This window comes from Enterobacterales bacterium endosymbiont of Anomoneura mori (assembly GCF_047159375.1).
Lineage (GTDB): Bacteria > Pseudomonadota > Gammaproteobacteria > Enterobacterales > Enterobacteriaceae_A.
Genome location: NZ_AP031381.1, coordinates 128,442 through 152,033, shown reverse-complemented (window position 1 = coordinate 152,033; position 23,592 = coordinate 128,442). Strand labels below are relative to the sequence as shown.

Genomic DNA, 23,592 nt, shown 5'->3' with positions numbered 1-23,592 from the left:
TATTTAAGGAAAAATAAAATTATGAATTCTATAAATTTTAAAAAAATTAAAAATTTAGGAAGAAATTATAAAAAAATAAAAATAATTTTTAATAATGTTAAAAAAATTAATAATAAAATAATTTTAAAAAAATTAAATAATGAATATAAAAAGATAAAAAATATTAATTTTTTTTTAATAAATTGGAAAATTATAAGATTAGAATTAATAAATATATTAAATTTATTAAAAGATTATGATTTATATAATTTAGCTATTGAAGAATTAATTAAAATTAATAAAAAAATTAAAAAATTAGAAAAAAAATTTTTAAAATATTTATTTAAAAAAAAAAAAAAAAATAATTGTTTTTTAGAAATTAGAGCTGGAACAGGTGGTAATGAAGCAGCATTATTTTCAAAAAAAATTTTTAAAATGTATTTAAATTATTTTGAAATTAAAAAATGGAATGTTAAAATTATAAATATAAATAAATGTGAATATGGTGGTTATAAAGAAATAATTTTAAAAATTTTTGGATTTAATGCATATGAAAATTTAAAATTTGAATCTGGTGGTCATAGAGTTCAAAGAATTCCAGAAACAGAATCAAAAGGTCGTATTCATACTTCTACTTGTACAATAGCAATATTACCTGAAGTTATTCAAAAAGAAATAAATAATATTAATTTAAATAATATTAAAATAGATACTTTTAAATCATCTGGTGCTGGTGGACAACATGTAAATACAACAGATTCAGCTGTTAGAATAACACATATTCCAACAAATATTGTTGTAGAATGTCAAAATGAAAGATCACAACATAAAAATAAATCAAAAGCATTTGAAGTATTAATTGCAAGAATTAAAAAATTAGAATTATCAAAACGTAAAAAAAAAATATCTATTGAAAGAAAAAATTTATTAGGTACTGGAGAACGTTCAGATAGAATTAGAACATATAATTTTCAAAAAAGTCGTATTACAGATCATAGAATAAATTTAAATTTATATTGTTTAGAAGAAATAATGAATGGAGATCTTGATATAATAATAAAACCTTTATTTAAGAAATATGAAATTAATAAATTGTATATTTTTTTAAAAAGTATTAATTAAATATTTAAATTATTATTTTCATTAATATTTATAATGATTAATAAAAAAAAAGCTAATTTAAATTATATTGTATATAATAAAAAAATAAATTTTTTATATTATATAGAAAAAACATTTGAAGCAGGTTTATCATTATTTGGTTGGGAAGTTAAATCATTAAGATTTAATAAAATAAATATTGAAAATAGTTATATAAAATTAAATAATTTAAATGCTTTTTTAATAAATTGTAATATTATACCTATTAATAATTTTTTTAAAAAAAAAATAAAACGTTAATTCAATTATTATTAAAAAAAAAAGAATTATTATTTTTATTTAATAAAATTAAAAAAGATGGATATACTATAATACCAATATCTTTATATTGGAAAAAAAATTGGAGTAAATTAGAAATTGGTTTAGCAAAAGGTAAAAAAAAATATGATAAAAGAATAAGTATAAAAAATCGTGAATGGAAAAAAACAAAAAATCTTATTTTAAAAAATACTTGTAAAAATTAAAAAAATATATATATTATTATTGGGGTTGTTTTGGATTCGACGAAATTTTGAATATTTTTAAAGCATGTCGAGGAATGGTTGGCCTCGTTAAAAAACCTAAATTTAAATAAATGTAAAAAAAAATAATTCTTATTCTTTAGCTGCTTAAAAATTTTAAATTATAATTATAAAAAATATAAATATTTAAAAAATTATTATTCTATATATTAATTATTAATTTTATGTCTTATATAATTAATAAATAAAAAAAAGACTAAACATGTAGATTTAAAATTATAAATAATTTCGGACGCGGGTTCAAATCCCGCCAACTCCAAAATTTTTTAAATTTTTATTATTAATATAAAATAAATATAATTTTAATTTAAAATATTAATTTATTTAAATTTATTAATTTTAAGACAATTTAATATATCTTTTAATGTATTTTGTTTTAATATTAAATTTGCTAATTTTTTAGAATCTTTATATTTATTATTTCTTATAATGTTTTTAATTTGTGGAATATAACTAGAATTCATACTAAATCCGTCTAATCCCATTCCTAATAATAATAAAGTAACTTTTTCATCACTAGCAAATTCTCCACACATACTTACATATTTATTATATTTATGTGCATCATCAATAATTTTTTTAATTATTTTTAAAACTGATGGATTTAATGGATTATAAAGATGAGATACTAATTTATTACCTCTATCTACCGCTAATGTATATTGTGTTAAATCATTAGTACCAATACTAAAAAAATCAACTTCTTTAGCAAATTCTTTTATCATCATTGCAGCTGATGGCGTTTCTATCATTATTCCAATTTTTATATTTTTTTTAATTTTTTTTTTTTTTATTTTTAATTCTTCTTCAATATTTTTTAATTCATATTTAAGATAATAAATTTCTTCAATAGTAGTTATCATTGGAAACATAATTTTTACATTACCATAAATAGATGCTAATAAAATAGATTTTAATTGATTATATAATATTTCTTTATAATCAATTGATATTCTAATTGCTCTCCAACCTAAAAATGGATTATCTTCTTTTAAAAAATTTAAATATGGTATATTTTTATCTCCTCCAATATCCATTGTTCTTATAATTATAGGATTATCTTTATTTTTTTTAAAAATATATTTATATGATTTAATTTGTTCATTAATATTAGGTAAATTATCACGATTCATAAATAAAAATTCAGTACGATATAAACCAATTCCTTCAGCCCCATATTTTTTAATAAATTTTATATCATGTAAATTGCATATATTAGCAAAAATTGAAACTTTATGACCATCAAGAGTAATTGCTGGTAAATTTTTATTTTTTTGTAATTTTTTTTTATCTTTAATATATATATTATTTTTCTTTTTTATTAAATTAATAGTTGATAAATCAGGATTTATATATATTTTATTATCATTTGCATCTAAAATTATATAATCATTATTTTTAATAATTTTTGTTACATTATATGTATTAATTATAGCAGGCAATTCAAGAGATTTTGCCATAATTGAAGTATGAGAAGTAATACCTCCTAATTCTGTAATAAAACCTAATACTTTTTTTAAGTCTAATTGAGCAGTTTCTGAAGGAGTTAAATCTTTTGAAATAAGTATAACTTTATCTTTAATATAATTTAAATTTAATATATTATAATTTAAAATATTTTTTAATAATCTTTTACCTATATCATTTATATCATTAGCTCTTTCTTTAAAATAATTATTTTTAATTTTTTTAAATGTTTTTATTTGTTTATTAATAATTTTATTAACAGCATAATCTGCTGTTATTAATTTTTTTTTAATAAGATAAATTATTTCATTTTCAAATTCATAATCTTCTAATATCATAATATGGCTATTAAAAATTTCTTCTTCTTTTTTGCTTATTTTTTTTTTATTTATTTCTTTAATTTTTTTAATTTGTTCAATTGTTTTTTTTTGACCAATATAAAACCTTTGAATTTCTTTATCTATATTTTTTTTTAATATATTTTTTTTATTAATTAATATTTTTTCATCTTTTAACAATAACGCTTTACCAAAAGCAATTCCTTTGGATACTGAAGTTCCTGAAATCATAAAAACCTTGGTTTTTTTTATTTTAAATTTTTAATTATTTTTATTATTTGTTCTAAAGCTTCTAATTCATCTTTTCCTTCAATTAATAAAAGTATTTTATCACCTTGTATTACTCCTAAAGTTTGAACTTTAAAAAGACTTTTTGCGTTTACTTTTTTTTTTTTATATTCTATAAAAATTTCAGATTTAAATTTTTTACATGTTTTAACTAAAATTGCAGCAGGACGAATATGTAATCCATTTTCAGAATTAATAATAATTTCTTTTTTTAACATTTATTTCCTTAAAAAAAAATTATTTATTATTTTTTTTAAAAATTTTTAAATATAATTTATTATATAAATTATTATATAAATTAATTTTTATAATATAATTTCCAATTTTTTTAATTGTTTTTTTAATATAAATAAATTTTTTTTCAATTTTTATATTATAAAAATTAATAAGATTAATTATTTGTTTATATCCTAACGTACTATATAAATTACCATTTTTATCACATTCAATAAAAAAATAAATTTTAATTATTTTTTTATTTTTAATTAAATTTTTATTAATTATATTTTTTAAAAATGTTTTTTTTTTATTAATATAATTTATTGCTATTCCTTTAGGAATTAAAAAATTATTTGCATAACCTGATTTTATATTTATTTTATTTCCTATATTTTTAAATTTTAAAAGTTTATCAAGTAAAATTATTTTCATTTTTAACTCTTTTATAAAAATTATTTATGATTATCTGTATAAGGGAAAAATGATAAATATCTTGCAATTTTTATTGCACGTGATAATTTACGTTGAAATTTAGCACTTACTCCAGTAATTTTACTAGATATAATTTTTCCATTTTCATTAATATAATTTTTAAGTAAATTTATATCTTTATAATCTATTTCTTTAATTTTTTTTTTTAAAAAAAAACAATTTTTTTTTTGTTTTAAATATTCCATTAAATATTTCCTTTTAAAAATTTTAATATTTTATTATTTTTTTAATTATTTATTTTTTAATATTTTTTTTTTTATTTTTAAATATTGGTGAATTTTTAGTTATAGCTTTTTTAGTACGTATAATAAATTTTCTTAAAATAAAACTATCAAATTTTATTTTTTTTTCAAATTCAATAATTTTTTCTTTTGTCATTTCAATATTTAAAAGAACATAATAAGCTTTTTTATTATTTTTAATTTTATATGAAAGTTTACGTTTACCCCAATTTTCTATTCTATAAATTTGTCCTTTATTATTTTTAATATAATCACTATATTTTTTAATCATTTTTAATATTTTATTATTTTCATTTGGATCAAACATTATAATAATTTCATAAAATCTCATAATTTTATCCTTAATTTTTTAATAAAAATTAATATTTATTTAAACAATTTAAAGGTTTTGATAAACCAGAAATTTTATTAATTTTTTGTGCAGGATTTTTATAAAATAATTTATATATATATGTACTATTACCTTTTTTTATACCATATTTATAATATAATATTTTAACTATAATTTTAATATTTGGTGAATAATTTAAAGTATTATAAAATTTACGAATTAAATAAATTATTTCCCAATGTTTTTTAGTTAAAAAAATTTTTTCTTTTTTAGATATAAACATTGCAATAATTTCATTCCATATTTTTTTTTCAATAATATAACCATAAATATCTGTTTTAATAATATTATTATTAAACTTTAACATAATTTAAATTTTAAAATATTTAAAAATATTTAAAAAATATTTGGAGGAGTGGTCGAGTGGTTTATGGCAGCGGTCTTGAAAACCGCCGAGGGTTAATAACCCTTCGTGGGTTCGAATCCCACCTCCTCTTTTTAAAAATATTTTTTATAATTTATTATATTTAATATTTTTAAAATATTAAATAAAAAAATTTTAAAATATTTAAAAATTGGAATATTTTATGAAAAATTATAAAAATACTTTAAATTTACCAAAAACTAATTTTCCTATAAAAAATAATTTTATTAATCAAGAATTAAATATTATATCATATTGGAGTTTACAAAAAATATATAAAAAAATACGTGAATCTAAAAAAAAAAAAAAAACTTTTATTTTACATGATGGTCCATTATATGCAAATGGTAATATACATATTGGACATGCAGTAAATAAAATTATTAAAGATATAATAATAAAATCAAAAGGATTAGAAGGATTTGATGCACCTTTTGTACCTGGTTGGGATTGTCATGGTTTACCAATTGAATTAAAAGTAGAAGAAATTTATAAAAAAAAAAAATTATCAAATTCTGAATTTAGAGATAAATGTCGTATTTATGTTAATAAACAAATTTCAAATCAAAAAAAAACTTTTATTCGTTTAGGAATTTTAGCAGATTGGGAAAATCCTTATTTAACAATGGATTTTAATATAGAAGCAAATATAATACTTGCTTTTAAAAAAATTATTAATTCAGGATATTTAAAAAATGGTAAAAAACCAATTTATTGGTGTATTAATTGTCAATCTTCTTTATCAGATGCAGAAATAGAATATCATAATAAAAAAACTTTAGGAATTTATGTATTATTTAATTTTTTAAAAAATAATGAAATTTTAAATAAATTTAATATTAAAATTGAAAAAAAAATTTCTTTAATTATTTGGACTACAACTCCTTGGACATTAGCATCAAATAAAGCTATTGCTATACACCCAGATGGAATTTATCAAATTATTAAAATTTTAAATAAATATTTAATTTTATCTAAAAATACAGTTAATTCAATAATAAATTTATTAAATATTAAAAATTTTAAAATTTTAAGTGAATTTAAAGGAATTGAATTACAATCATATTATTTAAAACATCCATTTATGAATTATAATATACCAATAATTTTAAGTAATCATATTGATTTAAATACTGGTAGTGGTATTGTTCATATAGCTCCTAGTCATGGATTAGAAGATTATATAATTGGTAAAAAATATTCATTAGATTTATCAACTCAAATTAATAAAAAAGGTTACTATATTTTAGGAACACATTCTTTATTAGATAAAAAATTCATTTTTGATGTTGATAAAATATTATTAAAAATATTAAAAAATAAAAAAAAATTTTTATTTGAACAAAAAATTTTTCATAAATATCCTTATTGTTGGCGTCATAAAACAAAGGTTATTTATAGAATTACTAAACAATGGTTTATAAAATTAAATAAAACAATACGTAATAATATATTAAAAAATATAAATCAAGTTAAATGGTTACCAAATTGGGGAAAAACTCATATTGAAAATATGATAAAAACAAGACCAGATTGGTGTATTTCTAGACAACGTATTTGGGGAGTTCCAATGACATTATTTGTAAATAAAAAAACTTTTAAAATTCATCCATTAAATAATAAAATAATTGATAATATAGTAGAAATAATTAAAAAAAAAGGAATACAAGCATGGTGGGATTTAGATAAAAAATTAATTCTTGGAAATGATAGTAGAAACTATTTTAAAATTAATGATGTTTTAGATGTTTGGTTTGATTCTGGAACAACTTATTATACTGTAATTAATAAAAGAAAAGAATTTAAAAATAATAATATTGATTTATATGTAGAAGGATCTGACCAATATCGTGGATGGTTTATGTCATCAATAATTACTTCAAATATAATAAAAGGTATTGCACCATATAAAGAAGTTTTAGTACATGGTTTTACTGTTGATAATAAAAAACAAAAAATGTCTAAATCTATTGGTAATATAATTAATCCTTTAAATATAATTAAAAAATTTAGTTGTGATGTATTGAGATTGTGGGTTGCATATACTGATTATACAAATGAAATTATAGTTTCTGATATTTCTTTACAAAATTCTTCAAAAATTTATAAAAAAATAAGAAATACTATTAGATTTTTATTATCAAATTTAAATGATTTTAATCCAAATAAAGATTCTTTAAAATTTGAAAAAATGCTTATTTTAGATTTATGGGCATTAAATTATACTATTAAAATTCAAAAAAAAATTAAAAAAGCTTATAATCAATATAATTTTAATAAAGTAGTTAAATATTTAATAAATTTTTGTTCAGTTAAAATGGGTGCTTTTTATTTTGATATAATAAAAGATCGTCAATATACTAATAAAAAAAACAGTATTTCTCGTAAAAGTTGCCAAACAGCAATGTATCATATTATAGAATCATTAGTACGTTGGATATCACCTATATTATCATTTACATCAAATGAAATATGGAATTATTTACCAGGAAAAAGATCAAAATTTATTTTTACTGAAGAATGGTATAATAAACTAATAATATATAAATCTAAAATTTTAGATGATAAATTTTGGAATGAAATAATTAAAATTAAAAATAAAATTAATAAAAAAATTGAAAATTTAAGAATTAAAAAAAAAATTGGTAGTACATTAGAAGCAAATATTGAAATTTATGCTAATAATAAATTAATAAAATATTTAAAAAAATTTAAAAATGAATTAAATTATTTATTTATTATATCAAATATTAAATTATTTATTTTAGATAAAATTAATAAAATTAATAATTTTAAAATATTTATTAATATTTCTAAAGAAAAAAAATGCAATCGTTGTTGGCATTATACTAATAATATTAGTAAAATATCTAAATATATAGGAATTTGTAATCGTTGTATTATTAATTTATTTGGTTTAGGAGAAAATCGTAAATTTATTTAATATTTTAATATTTAAGTATTTTTTTGATTTTTAATAAAATTTAATATAATATAATAATTATTAAAATATTTTTGGCCCTTTAGCTCAGTGGTAAGAGCAAACGACTCATAATCGTTTGGTCACTGGTTCAAATCCAGTAAGGGCCAATTTTATTTTTTAAATTAAATAAAATTTATAGAATAATAAATAATAATTAATAATTAAATTTATTAATGATTAATTATTTAAAAATTTTAAAAATTAATTATAAAAAAATATATTTTTTTATAATTAAGGTAAAATTTATAATGAAAAATATAAGAAATTTTTCTATTGTAGCTCATATAGATCATGGTAAATCTACTTTATCTGATCGTATAATACAAATTTGTGGTGGTTTAAAAAAAAGGGAAATGAAAAATCAAATATTAGATTCTATGGAATTAGAAAAAGAAAAAGGTATTACAATTAAAGCACAATGTGTTAATTTAAAATATAAAGCAAAAAATGGTTTAATTTATAAAATTAATTTAATTGATACTCCTGGGCATGTTGATTTTTCTTATGAAGTTGAAAGATCTTTATCAGCATGTGAAGGAGTATTATTATTAATTGATTCTACACAAGGTATAGAAGCTCAAACTTTAGCAAATTATAATAAAGCAATTAAGATGAATTTAGATATAATAATAGTATTAAATAAAATTGATTTACCTACATCAAATATTAATAAAGTTTCAAAAGAAGTAAAAAATATTTTAGGTATTAATAAAAATAAAATAGTTTGTTGTTCTTCTAAAACAGGTTTAGGAGTAATAAATATATTAGAACGTATTATATCTGATATTTCAGAACCTAAAGGTGATTCAAAAAATTTATTACAAGCTATTATTATTGATTTATGGTTTGATAATTTTTTAGGAATAGTTTCTATTATTTGTATTAAAAATGGTATTTTAAAATTAGGTGATAAAATTAAATTAATGAATTCTAAAAATATTTATAATATAGAACAATTAGGTATTTTTACACCAAAAAAAAAAAATTGTAATATTTTAACTTGTGGGGAAGTAGGATGGATAACTTATTCAATTAAAAATATAAATGATGTTAAAGTTGGATATACTATAACTTCTTTTTTAAATCCAGCTAAAAAATATTTACCAAAATTTAAAATAATAAAACCTAAAGTTTATGCAGGTTTATTTCCAATTAATTCTAATCAATATAAATTATTTAAAAAAGCTTTAGAAAAATTAAAATTAAATGATAATTCTTTATTTTATGAATCTGAAAATTCTTTAACATTTGGTTATGGTTTTAGATGTGGTTTTTTAGGTTTATTACATATGGAAATTATTAAAGAACGTTTAGAACGTGAATATAATTTAAATTTAATTATCACTAATCCTAGTGTAATTTATGAAATATTAACTAATAAAAATAAAATAATTTATATTGATAATCCAAATAAATTACCTAATAAAAATAAAATTAAAGAATTAAGAGAACCAATTGCAAAATGTAATATATTAACTCCAAAAAAATATTTAGGAAAAATTATAAAATTATGTATTGAAAAAAGAGGTATTCAAATTGATATTAAATATTTTAATGATCAAATTTCTTTAATTTATGAAATTCCAATGTCTGAAATTATAATTGATTTTTTTGATAAATTAAAAACTATTTCAAATGGTTATTCATCTTTAAATTATAATTTTAAATATTTTAAAATTTCTGATATGGTACGTGTTGATATATTATTAAATAATAAAAAAATTGATGCAATATCATGGATAATACATAAAAAAAAAACTAATATATTTTGTAAAAAAATAATTGAAAAAATAAAAAATTTAATTCCTAGACAACAATTTAATATTTCAATTCAAGTTTTAGTTGAATCGAATATTATTTCTAGTTATAAAATTAAACAACTTAGAAAAAATGTAATTTCTAAATGTTATGGTGGAGATATTACTCGTAAAAAAAAATTATTACAAAAACAAAAAGATGGTAAAAAAAAAATGAAAAAAATTGGAAATATTTTTTTACCTAAAGAATTTTTTTTAGTTTTATTAAAAAATTAATAAAAAATATTTTATTTTAAATAAAAACTATTATTTTTTTATAAATTAAATATTTAAAAATTATTTATAATAAATGAATAAATTAATAATTAATAAAATACAAAAAAAATTAGGTTATTATTTTAAAAATATAAATTTTTTATTTTTAGCATTAACACATAAAAGTATTAGTAAAAAACATAATGAACGACTTGAATTTTTAGGAGATTCAATTTTAAATTTTATAATTTCTAATATTTTATATAAAAAATTTCCATTAATAAATGATGGAGAAATTAGTAAAATTAAATCTGATTTAATAAATTCTAAAACTTTATTTAAAATATCTATTAAATTAAATTTATATAAATATATTAAAATAAATAAAAATATATTTAATAATAATAATATTAATATAAAAATATTATCTAATACATTTGAAGCTATTTTAGGAAGTATATTTTTAGATAGTAATATTAACACAATAGAAAAAATAATATTTAATTTATATAATAAAAAAATTAAAAAAATTTTTTTAATAAATAATAAAGACTATAAAACATTTTTACAAGAAATTTTACAAAAAAAATATATTAAAAAACCTAATTATTTAATTAAAAAAAAAAAAAAATTATTTATACAAAAAATTATTATTAATTGTAAATTAAATTGTTTTAGAAAACTTTTTTTTGGAATTGGTAAAAATCGTAATGATGCTGAACAAAATGTTGCAAAAAAAATAATTCAACAAATGGAAAAATAAATGAAAGAAAATATAAATTATTTTGTATCAATTATTGGTAGAACAAACGTTGGTAAATCTACTTTATTAAATAAATTAATTAATAAAAAAATTTCTATAACATCAAAAAAAAAAAATACAACAATAAACAATATTTTAGGAATTTATAAAAAAAATAATTATCAAATTATTTATATTGATAATCCAGGTTATTCTTTATATAATAATTTTTTAAATATTAAAATTAATAATAATTTATATGATTTAGATATAATAATTTATATAATTGAAGGAACTATATTAAAAAATGATGATAAAAAAATAATTAAAAAATTAAAAAGTATAAATTCTTTAATTATATTAGTAATAAATAAAATAGATATTATTAAAAATAAAATTTTTTTATTACCTTTTATTAATTATTTAAAAAAAAAAATTAATTTTTTTGAATTAATTCCTATTTCAGCAAAATATAATATTAATTTAAATATTATAAAAAATACAATATTTAAAATATTAAATAATAATAATAAAAATAATAATAACAGTAATATTAATAATAATTTTAATTATATAAATAATTATAATATTATTGAGATTATTCGTGAAAAAATAATAAGATATTTAGGTCAAGAATTACCATATTGTACTAAAATAAAAATTGAAAATATTACATTTATTAATAATAAATATAATTTTTTTGTATTAATATTAGTTAATAAAAAAAGTCAAAAAAAAATAATAATTGGGAAAAATGGTAATAAAATTAAAACAATTGGTACAATTTCAAGATTAGAAATTGAAAAAAAAATTAAAAAAAAAATTAATTTATTTTTAAAAGTTATTGTTGAATAATTATTTATTTATAAAATAAATAATTTAAAAATATATTTTTTATAATTAATTAAGGTAATTTATGATATTAATTAATTTTGATATTAATTATTTTATTCATTTAAAAAAAAAAAAAAAAAATTTTTTTAATGATTTAATAAAATTAATATTTATTTTAAAGCAATCAGGTATTGATAGTATAACAATAAATTTATTAAATTATTATGAAATAATAAATATAGAATATATTAAATTTTTAAAAAAAATAATTAAAATAAATATTAGAATTAAAATTAATATTGATGATAAAATATTAGATATTATTTTATACTTAAAACCTAAATATTGTTGTTTAATTTTAAATAAATCAATTAAAAAAAAAATAAATGAAATTTCTTTAGCAGTTAATTTAATTAAAAATAATAATATTAATGTTTCTTTATTAATAGAACCTAATTTATATCAAGTTGATACAGCTGTTAATATTGGAATAAAATGTGTAGAAATAAATACTAATACATATTCAGTATCTAAAAATATATATGAAAAAAAATATAATTTTAATAAACTTAAAAAAACATCAATATATAGTAAAAAAAAAGATTTAAAAATAATTTTAGGAAATGGAATAAATTATAAAAATATTAAGCAAATTATAAAAATTAAACAAATAAATGAAATTATTATTGGATATTCAATTATTAATAAAAGTTTTTTTATAGGTTTAAAAAAAGCTTTAAAAAAAATGAAATCAATTATTAAAAATAATATTTAATTTTTAAAAATATAATTATTTAAATATTTTATTTTTCAAAAGCATAAGTATTTTTAGTTTTAATATTACGTAAATAATAAAGTTTAGATTTTCTAATTATTCCTTTACGAATAATTATAATTTCATTAATTATTTTTGAATGTGTTTGAAATACTCTTTCAACACCTTCATTATTAATAATTTTACGAACAGTAAAAGAACTATTTAAACCTCTATTTTTAATAGCTATTATTACACCTTCAAATGTTTGAATTCTTTTTTTTTTTTCATCAAGAATCCATAATTTTACTTTTACATAATTTCCTGTACTTAAAAAAGGTATATTTTTATTAATTTGTGTTTTTTCAAAATTTTGAATAATATTTTTCATTTTTCCTTATATTAATTAATATTTTTAAAATTAAATTAATTTTATTATTTTTAATTTTATATCAACTTTTTTAATTGTATAATTTTTAACAAATGGTATCATAATTTCAAATTTTTTTTTAATAATTAAAACATCATTTGATCCAGTTTTTAAAATTTTTTTAACTTTTCCAATAATATAATTATTTGAATTTATTACTTTACATCCTAAAATATTTTTCCAATAATAATTTTGATTATTTAAATTTAATAATATATTAAAATCAATATAAATTTTTTTATTAATTAATAATTTTGTTTTATTTCTATTATTTATATTTTTAATTTTTATTATAATTTTTCTTTTTTTTATAATATATTTTTTAAATATAATTATTTTCCATTTTTTTTTTTTAATATATAATGGTTTATATTTTAATATATTTTCTTTTTTTTCAGTAAAAGAAAATAATTTTAATAATTCAAAATTTTTATAATTTCCACCTATTTTACCAACAATAATAGGTTTTTTAGGTATATTATATTTCATTATTTATATTATTTATTTTAAAAATTTTAATTATTTTTTTTATACGATGAGAAATATTTATACCTATTTTTTTCCAATATTCTAAACGTTTTTCACAAATATTTATATTTTTTTTTTTATAAATATTAATAGGATTAAAATATCCTATACATTCTATAAATTTTCCATTGCATGAATTACGTTTATCTGTTACTATTAATTTATAAAATGGATTTTTTTTATTTCCTATTTTTTTTAATTTAATTTTTATCATATTTAAAATTAATTATAAAGTTTATAAAATTTTTTTTAAAATTTAAATATTTAAATAAATAATAATTAAACATATTAAATATTTAATATTTTTTTTTTAAAATATTTAATAAAAAATTATTAATATAATCTAATTTTAAAAATATTGTCTTTTGTTTTATTCTATTTTTATATTCTATAAAACCATTTTTACAAATTTTATCATTTATTATTAATATATGTGGTATTCCAATTAATTCAGTATCTTTAAACATTACTCCTAATTGTTCATTTCTATCATCTATAATAACATCAATTTTTTTATTATATAATTTTTTATATATTTTATATGTTATATTTTTAACATTTTTATTTTTATGAAAATTTATTGGTAATATTGAAATTTGAAAAGGTGCTATTTCATTAGACCAAATAATACCTTTTTTATCATAATTTTGTTCTATAATAGCAGCTACTAATCTAGTAATTCCAATACCATAACAACCCATATTTATTTTTTTTTCTAAACCAAATTTATTTACAATTTTATTTTTAATTATATTAGAATATTTTGTACCTATTTGAAATATATGACCAATTTCTATACCTTTTTTTATAATTAATTTTTTTTTATATTTTTTATTAAATTCTTCATAATTAAAATTACGTAAATCATCAATTTTAATTAAAGGTAAATCACGTTTAAAATTAACTCCAAAAAAAATTTTTTTATTTTTATTAAATTTTATAATAAAATTTTTTATTACTATAACACTATAATCAACAATAATATCAATATTTTTAAAAAAAGATTTAATTGAATTATTATTTTTTTTTAATAAATTATTAACTTCTTCTTCTTTTATAAAAATTAATGGTTTATAAATATTTTTAAACTTTAATATTTTAATAATATTTAAATTATGATCTTCACGAATTAATAAAGCTGTTAATTTATTTTTGATATTTGATTTTAATAAAATAATTTTAACTATTTTTTTTTTAGGTATATTAAAATTTTTAATTATTTTATTAATTTTAAAATTATTTAAAAAATTTAAAATTCTTTTTTTTTCAATATAAAAAATAGTATTTAAAATATTAGGTTTAATTATTTTTATATTATTAATATTACTAACAGAATTAAATTTATTACAAAATATTATTTTTTTTTCTCCATTTTTAGATAAAATATAAAATTCATGAGATAAATTACCACCAATTTGACCTGTATCAGCTTTTAAAATACAAAAAATTAAACCAATTCTTTTAAAAATTTTAATATAAGTATTTAAAATATTATTATATGTTTTTTTTAAACATTTATAATTTTCATGAAATGAATAAGCATCTTTCATAATAAATTCTTTTGTTCTAATTATTCCAAAACGTGGGCGTATTTCATCTCTAAATTTAGTTTTAATTTGATAAAATTTTATTGGCAATTGTTTATATGAATTAATTTCATTTTTTAATATTTTATTTATAATTTCTTCGTTAGTTGGACTTAAAATAAATAATTTATTTTTTCTATCATATAATTTTATTAATTCTAAACCAAAATTTTTAAAACGTTTACTTTTTTTCCATAAATTTGCAGATTGCATTATAGGAATATTAATTTCAAGTGCTTCAATTTTATTCATTTCTTCACAAATAATTTTTTTTATTTTTTTTAGTACTTTAATTCCTGTAGGTAACCAAGCATAGGATCCAGAAAATAATTTACGTATCATTCCAGTTTTTAACATTAATTCATGACTTATTGTTTCTGTATTAATAGGTTTATTTTTCATAGTAGATAATAAATATTTACTAATAAACATTATTCTCTTAAATATTTTAAAATAATTTAATTTTAATTATATAAAAAATATTTTTTTTATTTTATTAAATAATTTTTTAAAAATAAATATTTTATGTTATTATTTTAGGAATATTTTCATCTTTACGTAAAGTCATTATTTCACATCCATTTAATGTAACTAATATTGTATGTTCATATTGTGCTGATAAACTTTTATCTTTTGTTTTAACTGTCCAACCATCTTTTGAAATAATAACTTCTTTTTTACCTAAATTAATCATAGGTTCAATAGTAAAAATCATACCTTTTTTTAAAATTAAATTATTTTTTTTTGTTTTAAAATGTAAAATTTGAGGCAATTCATGAAATTTTTTACCTATTCCATGACCACAATAATCTTTAACAATAGAATATATTTTTTTAGATTTAATAAATTTTTCTATTGTATTACCTATTATATTTAATTTAATTCCTGGTTTAATTTTATATATTGATAAATATAAACTTTTTTTTGCTATATTACATAATAATTTATTTGAATTATTTGTTTTACCTACTATAAACATTTTTGAAGTATCTCCAAAAAAACCATTTTTTAAAATAGTTACATCAATATTAACTATATCTCCTGTTTTAAGTTTTTGATTATTTTTTGGAATTCCATGGCAAACAACATCATTTACTGATATACATACAGATTTTGGAAAACCATTATATCCTAAACATGCTGGAATTGAATTAAGTTTTTTAATTATATATATATTACAAATTTTATCTAAATTTTCAGTTGTTATACCTGGTTTAATATATTTTTTAATATTTTCTAATACTTTTGAAGCTAAAGAACAAGCAATACGTATTTTTTTAATTTCTTTAAAATTTTTAATTATCATTTTATTTTAAAAAAAATTAAAAATTTATAAAATTTATTATATATTTTTAAAGTTATTAATTATAATAATATTTTTAAAAAAATAAAAATGGAATTTATTAATGTTTAAAATATCAATATATGATATGATTAAAGTTGGAATACATTTTGGACATCATGTTCGTTATTGGAATCCAAAAATGAAACCTTATATATATGGTATAAAAAATAAAATACATATTATTAATTTAGAAAAAACTTTATTAATGTTTAATAATGCAATAAACGAACTTATTAAAATTTCTTCTAAAAAAGGAAAAATTTTATTTATTGGAACTAAACATATTTCAAGTAAATTGATTAAAATATATGCAAATAATTGTAATCAATTTTATGTTAATTATCGTTGGTTAGGTGGAACATTTACTAATTGGAAAACTATTAATAAATTAATAAAAAAATTTAAAAATTTAGAAATTAATTTAAAAAATGAAAATTTTAAAAAATTAACTAAAAAAGAATCATCAAAATATATTAATAAATATAATAGATTAAATAATTTTTTATGTGGTATTAAAAATATGAAAAAATTACCAGATGCTATTTTTGTTATTGATTCGAATTATGAAAAAATTGCAATTAAAGAAGCAAATCAATTGGGTATTAAAGTTTTTTCAATTGTTGATACAAATTCAAATATTGATGGTATTAATTATATTATTCCTGGTAATGATGATTCAATAAATGCTATAAATTTTTATTTAAATAAAGTATCTATAGCAATTTTAAAAGGTTATAATAAAATAAATTAATTATTAAATATTTAAAATATTTTTAATATTAATTAATATTTATAAAAAAATATGTTAAAAATAAAAATTGAAAATATTAAAAAATTAAGAAATATTACTGGTGTTAGTTTAATTGAATGTAAAAAATCATTAATTATATCTAACGGAAATATAGAAAATGCAATTATTGAAATGAGAAAATCTGGAATATTAAATATTTTTAAAAAAAATAATATTATATTGAATAATGGTATTATAGATATTAAAAAAAAAAAAAATTATATAATAGTTTTAGAAATTAATTGTCAAACTGATTATGCTTCTAAAAGTATTGAATTTAAAAATTTTTTTTATAATATTTTAAATAATATTTTAAATAATAAAATTAAAACAATTGAAGAATTAAAAAAATTTTTTAAAAATGAAATTATAGATATATATAATAAAATTAAAGAAAATATAATTATTAAACATTTTAATATATTTAAAGGAAATATTATAGAATCATATGTACATAACAATAGAATATGTGTAATAATAAAAGCTAAATATATTAAAAAAAATATATTAAAAAAAATTGCTATGCATATAGCTGCAAGTAAACCAGAATTTATTAATTTAGAAAATATAAAATATAATTTAATTGTTAATGAATTTAAAATATATAGTAATATATTAAATAAGAAAAAAAAAAAAATTTTTTTTAAAAAAATATTATTTGGTAAAATTAATAAATATATTAAAACTTTAACTTTATTTAATCAACAATTTATTTTTGATACAAATAAAAATATTAAAGAAATATTACATAAAAAAAATTCTATTATATATAATTTTATATTATATGAACTTGGAAAAAATTAAATATTTTAAAAATAATTAAAATATTTATAAATATTTATTTTTAAAAAATTTTAATATTTAATATTTTTAATATTTTTAATAATTTTTTTTTAAAGAGTAAAATGTTAAAAAAAATTATAGAAAAAAATAATAAACATATGGAAAAAATTTATAAAAATTTTAAAAAAGATATAAATAAATTTTTTATAGGACCTGCTTCTACTAATATATTAGATAATATTTTAATTAATTATCATGGTGTAAATACTAAATTAAATAAATTATCTCATATAACAATTAGAAATTATAATACTATTAAAGTTAATTTATTTGATATTTCTTTAATTAAAGAAGTAAAAAATACAATTTTAAAATCTAAATTAAATTTAAATGTAATGATTTCTAATAAAGATATAATAATAATTTTACCAAAAATTAATGAAGATAGAAGAAAAGAATTAATTAAAAATGTAAATTTTGAATCAGAAAAAAATAAAATTGGTATTAGAAAAATTCGACGTATTTTTAATTTAAAAATTAAAAATTTATTTAAAAATAAAATAATTAATTTAGATGAAAAAAACCAAACAACTAAAGAAATACAAAAATTTACTGATAAATATGTTGAAAAAATTAATTTAAAATCAATTAATAAAATAAAAAATTTAATTAAAATATAATATTTATATATTTTAAAATATATGAAAAATAATAAGTTTATTCATTTACGTATACATAGTGATTATACTTTAATTGATGGATTAATTAAAATAAAAAAATTAATTAAAAATATTTTAAAATTAAATATGAATTCTATAGCATTAACAGATCTTAATAATATTTTTGGAATTATTAAATTTTATAAATATTCATGTAAATATAATATAAAACCTATTATTGGAGCTGATTTTTATATTAAAAATATTAATAACGAAATATCACAAATTACTATATTAGCATCTAATAATGAAGGATATAATAATCTTAAAAAAATTATTACAAATTCTTATAAAAAGGGTTTTAATAATTTTTTTGGACCAATTATTAATTATAATTTATTAAAATATTATAATTATGGTTTAATAATTTTATCTGGAGGTTGTTATGGAGATATTGGAAAATTAATTTTAAAAAAAAATTATAATCAAGTTAATTATACATTAGATTTTTATCAAAAATATTTTTTAAATAATTATTATTTAGAAATTTTCCGTACTGGAAGATTAAAAGAAGAAAAATATATAAATAAAATTTTAACTATTTCAGAAATTAGAGATTTACCTTTAGTTGCTACTAATGATGTTTGTTTTTTAAAAAAAACAGATTTTAATGCACATAAAATTCGTATGAATATTAATAATTTAAATAATAATTTTAAAATTAAAAAATATAATAAAAACCAATATTTACGTAGTGAAGAAGAAATGTGTAATTTATTTAAAGATATACCTGAATCTTTAATAAATAGTGTTGAAATTTCAAAACGTTGTAATGTTATTATAAAATTTGGAAAATATTTTTTACCTATTTTTAAAAATAAAAAATTATCAAATTCAGAATATTTAAATATTATAACTAAAAAAAATATAGAAAAAAAAATTTCTTTTTTAACTTATAAAAATAAAAAAGATATAATTATTAGAAGTAAATATTATTTTAGAATTGATAATGAATTAAATTCAATTAATAAAATGAAATTTTCAAGTTATTTTTTAATTATAATGGAATTTATACAATGGTCAAAAAATAGAAACATATTAGTTGGTCCAGGTAGAGGATCTGGATCTGGTTCATTAGTAGCTTTTAGTTTAAATATTACAGATATTGATTCAATAAAATTTGATCTTATTTTTGAAAGATTTTTAAATTTAGAACGTATTTCATTACCAGATTTTGATATTGATTTTTGTATTGAAAAACGTGATTTTGTTATAAATCATATTAAAAAAATTTATGGTGATAAATCAGTTGCACAAATTATTACATTTGGTACTTTAGCATCAAAGGTTGCAATTAGAGATATAGGAAGAATTTTAGGTTATTCTTATAATTTTATTGATAAAATTGCTAAATTAATACCTTTAGATGTAGGTATAACTTTTAAAAAAATTTTAAAAATGAAATCACAATTTTTTAAAATTTATCAAGAAAATGTAGAAGTTAAATCATTAGTTGATATATCTTGTAAATTAGAAGGAATTATTAGAAATATTAGTAAACATGCTGGAGGTATAGTAATTTCTCCTACTAATATTAATAATTTTACACCATTATTTTATAATTCAGAAGGTAAAAATCCATTAACACAATTTGATAAAATTGATATTGAAAGTATTGGTTTAGTAAAATTTGATTTTTTAGGATTACGTACTTTAACAATTATTGATTTAACATTAAAAATGATTAATATAAATTTTAAAAAAAAAATAAATATTTTAAAAATTTCATTAAATGATAAAAAAACTTTCAATTTATTAAAACGTGCTGAAACTACTGCAATTTTTCAATTTGAATCTAATGGTATGAAAGATTTAATAAAAAAAATTAGTCCTAATTGTTTTAATGATATTGTATCATTAATAGCACTATTTCGTCCTGGACCTTTAAAGTCTGGAATGGTTGATAATTATATTAAACGTAAAAAAGGTATTGAAAAAGTTTCATATCCTGATATAAATTGTCAACATAAATGTTTAAAACCTATTTTAAAATCTACATATGGAATAATTTTATATCAAGAACAAATTATTAAAATAGCTCAAATTTTTTCTGGATATACTTTAGGTTCAGCAGATATATTTTATCGTTCTATTAATAAAATAAAATTAAATAAAATAATTAAAGAAAAAAATAATTTTATTAAAGGATCTATTAAAAATGGTATAAATAAAAAATTATCAATAAAAATTTTTAATTTATTAAAAAAATTTGCTGGATATGGATTCAATAAATCACATTCAGTTGCATATTCATTAATTTCTTATCAAACATTATGGTTAAAAACACATTTTCCAGCAGAATTTATGTCTTCTGTAATGACTGCAGAAATTCAAAATTCAAAAAAATTAATTAATTTAATAAACGAATGTAAACGTATGAAATTAAAAATTTTACCACCAGATATTAATAAAAGTTTATATCAATTTAATGTTAATAAAAATAATGAAATAATTTATGGTTTAGGAGCAATAAAAGGTATAGGTAAATCTATAGTAAAATATATTATAAAAAAAAGAAAAGAAAAAAAAAAATTTAAAAATTTTTTTGATTTTTGTATGTGTATAAATAAACAAAAAGTAAATAAAAAAACAATTGAAAAATTGATTTTTTCAGGATCTTTTGATTCTATTAATCAAGATCGTTCTTTTCTTATATATATTTTAAATGATGTAATAAAAATTACAGAATATTATTCAAAATATAATAAAATTGGTCAAAAAGATATGTTAAATTCATCAAATAATATTCCAAATGAAATTATTAAAAAATATAATAATTTTATACCTTATTCAAAACAAATAATATTAGAAAAAGAATATGAAATTTTTGGTTTATATTTATCAGATCATCCTATAAATCAGTATATTGAAGAAATTAAATATTATAATGGTGGAATTTTCTTAAAAAATTTAAGTATTACAAAAAAAAATGAAATTAAAATTGCTATAGGAATAGTTATTTATTATAAAATTTTATATACTAAAAAAAATAATAAAATAGGTATATGTATTTTAGATGATCAAACAGAAAAATTAGAAATTATTTTATATAGTAAAATATTAAATAAATATAAAAATATTATTAAAAAAAATTCAATTTTAATTGTTAGTGGAAAAATATTTTTTGATAATTTTAATAATAAATTAAAAATGATTGCATATGAATTAATTAATATTGATACAATAAGAGAAAAATATATTAATAAATTAATAATTTTTTTAGATAATGATGATATTAATAATACATTAACAAAATATATTTATAATTTATTAAATAAATGTGAAATAGGTAAAATACCAATTTATTTTAATTACAAAATTAATAATAATATATCTAAAAAATTTTTCAATAATGAATGGAATATTAAAATTAATAATAAATTTTTAAATGAATTAAAAAATTATGTTGGAAATTCTAATATTAAAATATTTTTTAATAATTTATAATATTTTTATAAATTTTATTATTTTATAATTTATTATAATAAATATTTATTATTTATTTTTTACAATATTTAAAGTTTTTAATAATTTTAAAATATTTATAATTTAAATAATCAAAATTATTATTTTATATTTAAAATAAAATAAATTATATTTTTTTTTAAAATTTGATATAATATTAAAATAAATAATTTTAATTTTTTTTGGAAAATTTTTTATGAAAAAACATATTAGAATTAAATTAAGTTCATATGATTATAGATTAATTAATAAAATTATAGTAAATTTTATTAATATTGCAATTAAAACAAATTCTATTATTTATGGTCCTATACCATTACCAATTATTAGAGAACGTTTTACTATACTTACATCTCCTCATGTTGATAAAAAAGCTCGTGATCAATATGAAATTTGTACATATAGAAGAATATTAGAGATTATAACATCAGATTTTAAAACTATTAATGATTTAATAAAAATAAAAATATTTTCTGGAATTGATGTAAAAATAATTACTATTAATTAAAATTTAAGGTTTATTAATGATTGGATTAATTGGAAAAAAAATTGGTATGTCAAGAATATTTAATGAAAAAGGTTTTTCAATTCCTATAAGTATTATTGAAATTAAACCAAATTTTATTACTCAAATTAAAAATATTAAAAAAGATAAATATAATGCAATTCAAATAACTACTAATTATAAAAAAAAATATAAAAAATCTGAACTTGGACATTTTTTTAAATCTGGTTTAAAATCTGGTTCAAAATTATTTGAATTTCGTATTTATAAAAAACATAATTTTAATTTAGGTGAAGAATTAAATTTAAATATTTTTTTAAAAATTAAAAAAGTTGATGTTACAAGTTTTTCTAAAGGAAAGGGATTTTCAGGTACTGTAAAACGTTGGAATTTTAAAACACAAGATAATACACATGGTAATTCTTTATCTCATAGAGTACCAGGTTCAATTGGTCAAAATCAATCACCAGGAAGAGTTTTTAAAGGTAAAAAAATGGCTGGTCATTTAGGAAATAAAAAAATAACAATACAAAATTTAAAAATTATTAAAATAAATATTAATGAAAATTTATTATTAATTAAAGGTTCAATTCCTGGTTCAATTGGTAATAATGTTATAATTAAACCTGCAATAAAAATTTATGGAGTATAATT

General features: G+C 15.2%; 25 protein-coding genes, 2 tRNA genes and 1 other RNA gene. 17 read left to right on the top strand and 11 right to left on the bottom strand.

Annotated features, from left to right (window positions below; genetic code table 11):
* Positions 1–21 precede the first annotated feature (21 nt).
* From prfA to ssrA, 4 genes are all read left to right on the top strand, one after another.
* Complete coding sequence (gene prfA, locus ACMCL3_RS00845) at positions 22–1,101, top strand: peptide chain release factor 1 (RefSeq protein ID WP_412728695.1); 1,080 nt, start codon at positions 22–24, stop codon at positions 1,099–1,101.
* A gap of 33 nt (positions 1,102–1,134) precedes the next feature.
* A complete protein-coding gene (locus ACMCL3_RS00840; RefSeq protein WP_412728694.1) occupies positions 1,135–1,380 on the top strand; it encodes an SsrA-binding protein in 246 nt (81 codons plus the stop codon).
* Positions 1,380–1,604, top strand: coding sequence for an SsrA-binding protein (locus tag ACMCL3_RS00835; protein ID WP_412728859.1), 225 nt, complete (start codon positions 1,380–1,382; stop codon positions 1,602–1,604). The genes ACMCL3_RS00840 and ACMCL3_RS00835 overlap by 1 nt, the downstream gene beginning before the upstream one ends.
* 21 nt (positions 1,605–1,625) lie before the next feature.
* Positions 1,626–1,921, top strand: a transfer-messenger RNA (tmRNA) gene (gene ssrA, locus ACMCL3_RS00830).
* Between the two features lie 60 nt (positions 1,922–1,981).
* Here ssrA and ptsP read toward each other — a convergent pair.
* Genes ptsP through ACMCL3_RS00800 form a run of 6 tightly spaced genes read right to left on the bottom strand, consistent with a single transcriptional unit; the run spans position 1,982 to position 5,405 of the window.
* The gene (gene ptsP / locus ACMCL3_RS00825) at positions 1,982–3,697 is read right to left on the bottom strand and encodes a phosphoenolpyruvate--protein phosphotransferase (protein ID WP_412728693.1); all 1,716 of its coding nucleotides are present in this window, start codon (positions 3,695–3,697) and stop codon (positions 1,982–1,984) included.
* A 17-nt stretch (positions 3,698–3,714) separates the two neighbouring features.
* On the bottom strand, positions 3,715–3,972 hold the full coding sequence (locus ACMCL3_RS00820) for an HPr family phosphocarrier protein (RefSeq protein ID WP_412728692.1): 258 nt from the start codon (positions 3,970–3,972) through the stop codon (positions 3,715–3,717).
* A gap of 19 nt (positions 3,973–3,991) precedes the next feature.
* Positions 3,992–4,405, bottom strand: coding sequence for a 50S ribosomal protein L9 (gene rplI / locus ACMCL3_RS00815; protein WP_412728691.1), 414 nt, complete (start codon positions 4,403–4,405; stop codon positions 3,992–3,994).
* Between the two features lie 20 nt (positions 4,406–4,425).
* Positions 4,426–4,650, bottom strand: a complete 225-nt coding sequence (gene rpsR / locus ACMCL3_RS00810) for a 30S ribosomal protein S18 (RefSeq protein WP_412728690.1) — start codon at positions 4,648–4,650, stop codon at positions 4,426–4,428.
* Positions 4,651–4,699: 49 nt separating this feature from the next.
* Positions 4,700–5,038, bottom strand: coding sequence for a 30S ribosomal protein S6 (gene rpsF, locus ACMCL3_RS00805; RefSeq protein ID WP_412728689.1), 339 nt, complete (start codon positions 5,036–5,038; stop codon positions 4,700–4,702).
* Between the two features lie 28 nt (positions 5,039–5,066).
* Complete coding sequence (locus ACMCL3_RS00800) at positions 5,067–5,405, bottom strand: TusE/DsrC/DsvC family sulfur relay protein (protein WP_412728688.1); 339 nt, start codon at positions 5,403–5,405, stop codon at positions 5,067–5,069.
* Positions 5,406–5,447: 42 nt separating this feature from the next.
* Between ACMCL3_RS00800 and ACMCL3_RS00795 the strand changes: the two genes are divergently transcribed.
* From ACMCL3_RS00795 to ACMCL3_RS00765, 7 genes are all read left to right on the top strand, one after another.
* Positions 5,448–5,535, top strand: a tRNA-Ser gene (locus ACMCL3_RS00795).
* A gap of 90 nt (positions 5,536–5,625) precedes the next feature.
* A complete protein-coding gene (gene ileS / locus ACMCL3_RS00790) occupies positions 5,626–8,406 on the top strand; it encodes an isoleucine--tRNA ligase (protein WP_412728687.1) in 2,781 nt (926 codons plus the stop codon).
* 73 nt (positions 8,407–8,479) lie between these two features.
* Positions 8,480–8,552 (top strand) — tRNA-Ile (locus ACMCL3_RS00785).
* Positions 8,553–8,693: 141 nt separating this feature from the next.
* On the top strand, positions 8,694–10,478 hold the full coding sequence (gene lepA, locus ACMCL3_RS00780; RefSeq protein WP_412728686.1) for a translation elongation factor 4: 1,785 nt from the start codon (positions 8,694–8,696) through the stop codon (positions 10,476–10,478).
* Between the two features lie 73 nt (positions 10,479–10,551).
* Positions 10,552–11,220 (top strand): ribonuclease III, encoded by a 669-nt coding sequence (gene rnc / locus ACMCL3_RS00775; protein WP_412728685.1) that lies wholly within the window; start codon positions 10,552–10,554, stop codon positions 11,218–11,220.
* Positions 11,221–12,054 carry a GTPase Era gene (gene era, locus ACMCL3_RS00770; protein ID WP_412728684.1) on the top strand — a complete coding sequence of 278 codons (834 nt, stop codon included), beginning with the start codon at positions 11,221–11,223 and terminating at the stop codon, positions 12,052–12,054.
* Between the two features lie 61 nt (positions 12,055–12,115).
* The gene (locus ACMCL3_RS00765; protein ID WP_412728683.1) at positions 12,116–12,808 is read left to right on the top strand and encodes a pyridoxine 5'-phosphate synthase; all 693 of its coding nucleotides are present in this window, start codon (positions 12,116–12,118) and stop codon (positions 12,806–12,808) included.
* 28 nt (positions 12,809–12,836) lie between these two features.
* On the opposite strand, the gene rplS is transcribed toward ACMCL3_RS00765, so the two are convergent.
* The 5 genes from rplS to map form a co-directional block, all read right to left on the bottom strand.
* Positions 12,837–13,178, bottom strand: coding sequence for a 50S ribosomal protein L19 (rplS, locus tag ACMCL3_RS00760; protein WP_412728682.1), 342 nt, complete (start codon positions 13,176–13,178; stop codon positions 12,837–12,839).
* 30 nt (positions 13,179–13,208) lie between these two features.
* On the bottom strand, positions 13,209–13,706 hold the full coding sequence (gene rimM / locus ACMCL3_RS00755) for a ribosome maturation factor RimM (RefSeq protein ID WP_412728681.1): 498 nt from the start codon (positions 13,704–13,706) through the stop codon (positions 13,209–13,211).
* Complete coding sequence (rpsP, locus tag ACMCL3_RS00750) at positions 13,696–13,959, bottom strand: 30S ribosomal protein S16 (protein WP_412728680.1); 264 nt, start codon at positions 13,957–13,959, stop codon at positions 13,696–13,698. The genes rimM and rpsP overlap by 11 nt, the downstream gene beginning before the upstream one ends.
* A gap of 82 nt (positions 13,960–14,041) precedes the next feature.
* Positions 14,042–15,763 carry a proline--tRNA ligase gene (locus tag ACMCL3_RS00745; protein WP_412728679.1) on the bottom strand — a complete coding sequence of 574 codons (1,722 nt, stop codon included), beginning with the start codon at positions 15,761–15,763 and terminating at the stop codon, positions 14,042–14,044.
* Positions 15,764–15,854: 91 nt separating this feature from the next.
* Positions 15,855–16,637 carry a type I methionyl aminopeptidase gene (gene map, locus ACMCL3_RS00740; protein ID WP_412728678.1) on the bottom strand — a complete coding sequence of 261 codons (783 nt, stop codon included), beginning with the start codon at positions 16,635–16,637 and terminating at the stop codon, positions 15,855–15,857.
* 100 nt (positions 16,638–16,737) lie between these two features.
* Between map and rpsB the strand changes: the two genes are divergently transcribed.
* The 6 genes from rpsB to rplC all read left to right on the top strand — a co-directional run bounded on the left by rpsB (position 16,738) and on the right by rplC (position 23,590).
* A complete protein-coding gene (gene rpsB / locus ACMCL3_RS00735) occupies positions 16,738–17,427 on the top strand; it encodes a 30S ribosomal protein S2 (protein WP_412728677.1) in 690 nt (229 codons plus the stop codon).
* A 51-nt stretch (positions 17,428–17,478) separates the two neighbouring features.
* Positions 17,479–18,270, top strand: a complete 792-nt coding sequence (gene tsf / locus ACMCL3_RS00730) for a translation elongation factor Ts (RefSeq protein ID WP_412728676.1) — start codon at positions 17,479–17,481, stop codon at positions 18,268–18,270.
* A gap of 101 nt (positions 18,271–18,371) precedes the next feature.
* Positions 18,372–18,929 carry a ribosome-recycling factor gene (locus ACMCL3_RS00725; protein ID WP_412728675.1) on the top strand — a complete coding sequence of 186 codons (558 nt, stop codon included), beginning with the start codon at positions 18,372–18,374 and terminating at the stop codon, positions 18,927–18,929.
* A 21-nt stretch (positions 18,930–18,950) separates the two neighbouring features.
* Positions 18,951–22,415: a DNA polymerase III subunit alpha gene (dnaE, locus tag ACMCL3_RS00720; RefSeq protein WP_412728674.1), complete on the top strand. Its 3,465-nt coding sequence runs from the start codon at positions 18,951–18,953 to the stop codon at positions 22,413–22,415.
* Between the two features lie 214 nt (positions 22,416–22,629).
* Positions 22,630–22,941, top strand: a complete 312-nt coding sequence (gene rpsJ / locus ACMCL3_RS00715) for a 30S ribosomal protein S10 (RefSeq protein ID WP_412728673.1) — start codon at positions 22,630–22,632, stop codon at positions 22,939–22,941.
* Positions 22,942–22,957: 16 nt separating this feature from the next.
* Positions 22,958–23,590, top strand: a complete 633-nt coding sequence (rplC, locus tag ACMCL3_RS00710) for a 50S ribosomal protein L3 (RefSeq protein ID WP_412728672.1) — start codon at positions 22,958–22,960, stop codon at positions 23,588–23,590.
* Positions 23,591–23,592 lie beyond the last annotated feature (2 nt).

What these genes read in the sequence shown, in the direction of transcription:
- prfA (WP_412728695.1), top strand. Translation starts at nt 22, where the DNA reads ATGAATTCTATAAATTTTAAAAAAATTAAAAATTTAGGAAGAAATTAT.
- ACMCL3_RS00840 (WP_412728694.1), top strand. Translation starts at nt 1,135, where the DNA reads ATGATTAATAAAAAAAAAGCTAATTTAAATTATATTGTATATAATAAA.
- ptsP (WP_412728693.1), bottom strand. Translation starts at nt 3,697, where the DNA reads ATGATTTCAGGAACTTCAGTATCCAAAGGAATTGCTTTTGGTAAAGCG.
- ACMCL3_RS00820 (WP_412728692.1), bottom strand. Translation starts at nt 3,972, where the DNA reads ATGTTAAAAAAAGAAATTATTATTAATTCTGAAAATGGATTACATATT.
- rplI (WP_412728691.1), bottom strand. Translation starts at nt 4,405, where the DNA reads ATGAAAATAATTTTACTTGATAAACTTTTAAAATTTAAAAATATAGGA.
- rpsR (WP_412728690.1), bottom strand. Translation starts at nt 4,650, where the DNA reads ATGGAATATTTAAAACAAAAAAAAAATTGTTTTTTTTTAAAAAAAAAA.
- rpsF (WP_412728689.1), bottom strand. Translation starts at nt 5,038, where the DNA reads ATGAGATTTTATGAAATTATTATAATGTTTGATCCAAATGAAAATAAT.
- ACMCL3_RS00800 (WP_412728688.1), bottom strand. Translation starts at nt 5,405, where the DNA reads ATGTTAAAGTTTAATAATAATATTATTAAAACAGATATTTATGGTTAT.
- ileS (WP_412728687.1), top strand. Translation starts at nt 5,626, where the DNA reads ATGAAAAATTATAAAAATACTTTAAATTTACCAAAAACTAATTTTCCT.
- lepA (WP_412728686.1), top strand. Translation starts at nt 8,694, where the DNA reads ATGAAAAATATAAGAAATTTTTCTATTGTAGCTCATATAGATCATGGT.
- rnc (WP_412728685.1), top strand. Translation starts at nt 10,552, where the DNA reads ATGAATAAATTAATAATTAATAAAATACAAAAAAAATTAGGTTATTAT.
- era (WP_412728684.1), top strand. Translation starts at nt 11,221, where the DNA reads ATGAAAGAAAATATAAATTATTTTGTATCAATTATTGGTAGAACAAAC.
- ACMCL3_RS00765 (WP_412728683.1), top strand. Translation starts at nt 12,116, where the DNA reads ATGATATTAATTAATTTTGATATTAATTATTTTATTCATTTAAAAAAA.
- rplS (WP_412728682.1), bottom strand. Translation starts at nt 13,178, where the DNA reads ATGAAAAATATTATTCAAAATTTTGAAAAAACACAAATTAATAAAAAT.
- rimM (WP_412728681.1), bottom strand. Translation starts at nt 13,706, where the DNA reads ATGAAATATAATATACCTAAAAAACCTATTATTGTTGGTAAAATAGGT.
- rpsP (WP_412728680.1), bottom strand. Translation starts at nt 13,959, where the DNA reads ATGATAAAAATTAAATTAAAAAAAATAGGAAATAAAAAAAATCCATTT.
- ACMCL3_RS00745 (WP_412728679.1), bottom strand. Translation starts at nt 15,763, where the DNA reads ATGTTTATTAGTAAATATTTATTATCTACTATGAAAAATAAACCTATT.
- map (WP_412728678.1), bottom strand. Translation starts at nt 16,637, where the DNA reads ATGATAATTAAAAATTTTAAAGAAATTAAAAAAATACGTATTGCTTGT.
- rpsB (WP_412728677.1), top strand. Translation starts at nt 16,738, where the DNA reads ATGTTTAAAATATCAATATATGATATGATTAAAGTTGGAATACATTTT.
- tsf (WP_412728676.1), top strand. Translation starts at nt 17,479, where the DNA reads ATGTTAAAAATAAAAATTGAAAATATTAAAAAATTAAGAAATATTACT.
- ACMCL3_RS00725 (WP_412728675.1), top strand. Translation starts at nt 18,372, where the DNA reads ATGTTAAAAAAAATTATAGAAAAAAATAATAAACATATGGAAAAAATT.
- dnaE (WP_412728674.1), top strand. Translation starts at nt 18,951, where the DNA reads ATGAAAAATAATAAGTTTATTCATTTACGTATACATAGTGATTATACT.
- rpsJ (WP_412728673.1), top strand. Translation starts at nt 22,630, where the DNA reads ATGAAAAAACATATTAGAATTAAATTAAGTTCATATGATTATAGATTA.
- rplC (WP_412728672.1), top strand. Translation starts at nt 22,958, where the DNA reads ATGATTGGATTAATTGGAAAAAAAATTGGTATGTCAAGAATATTTAAT.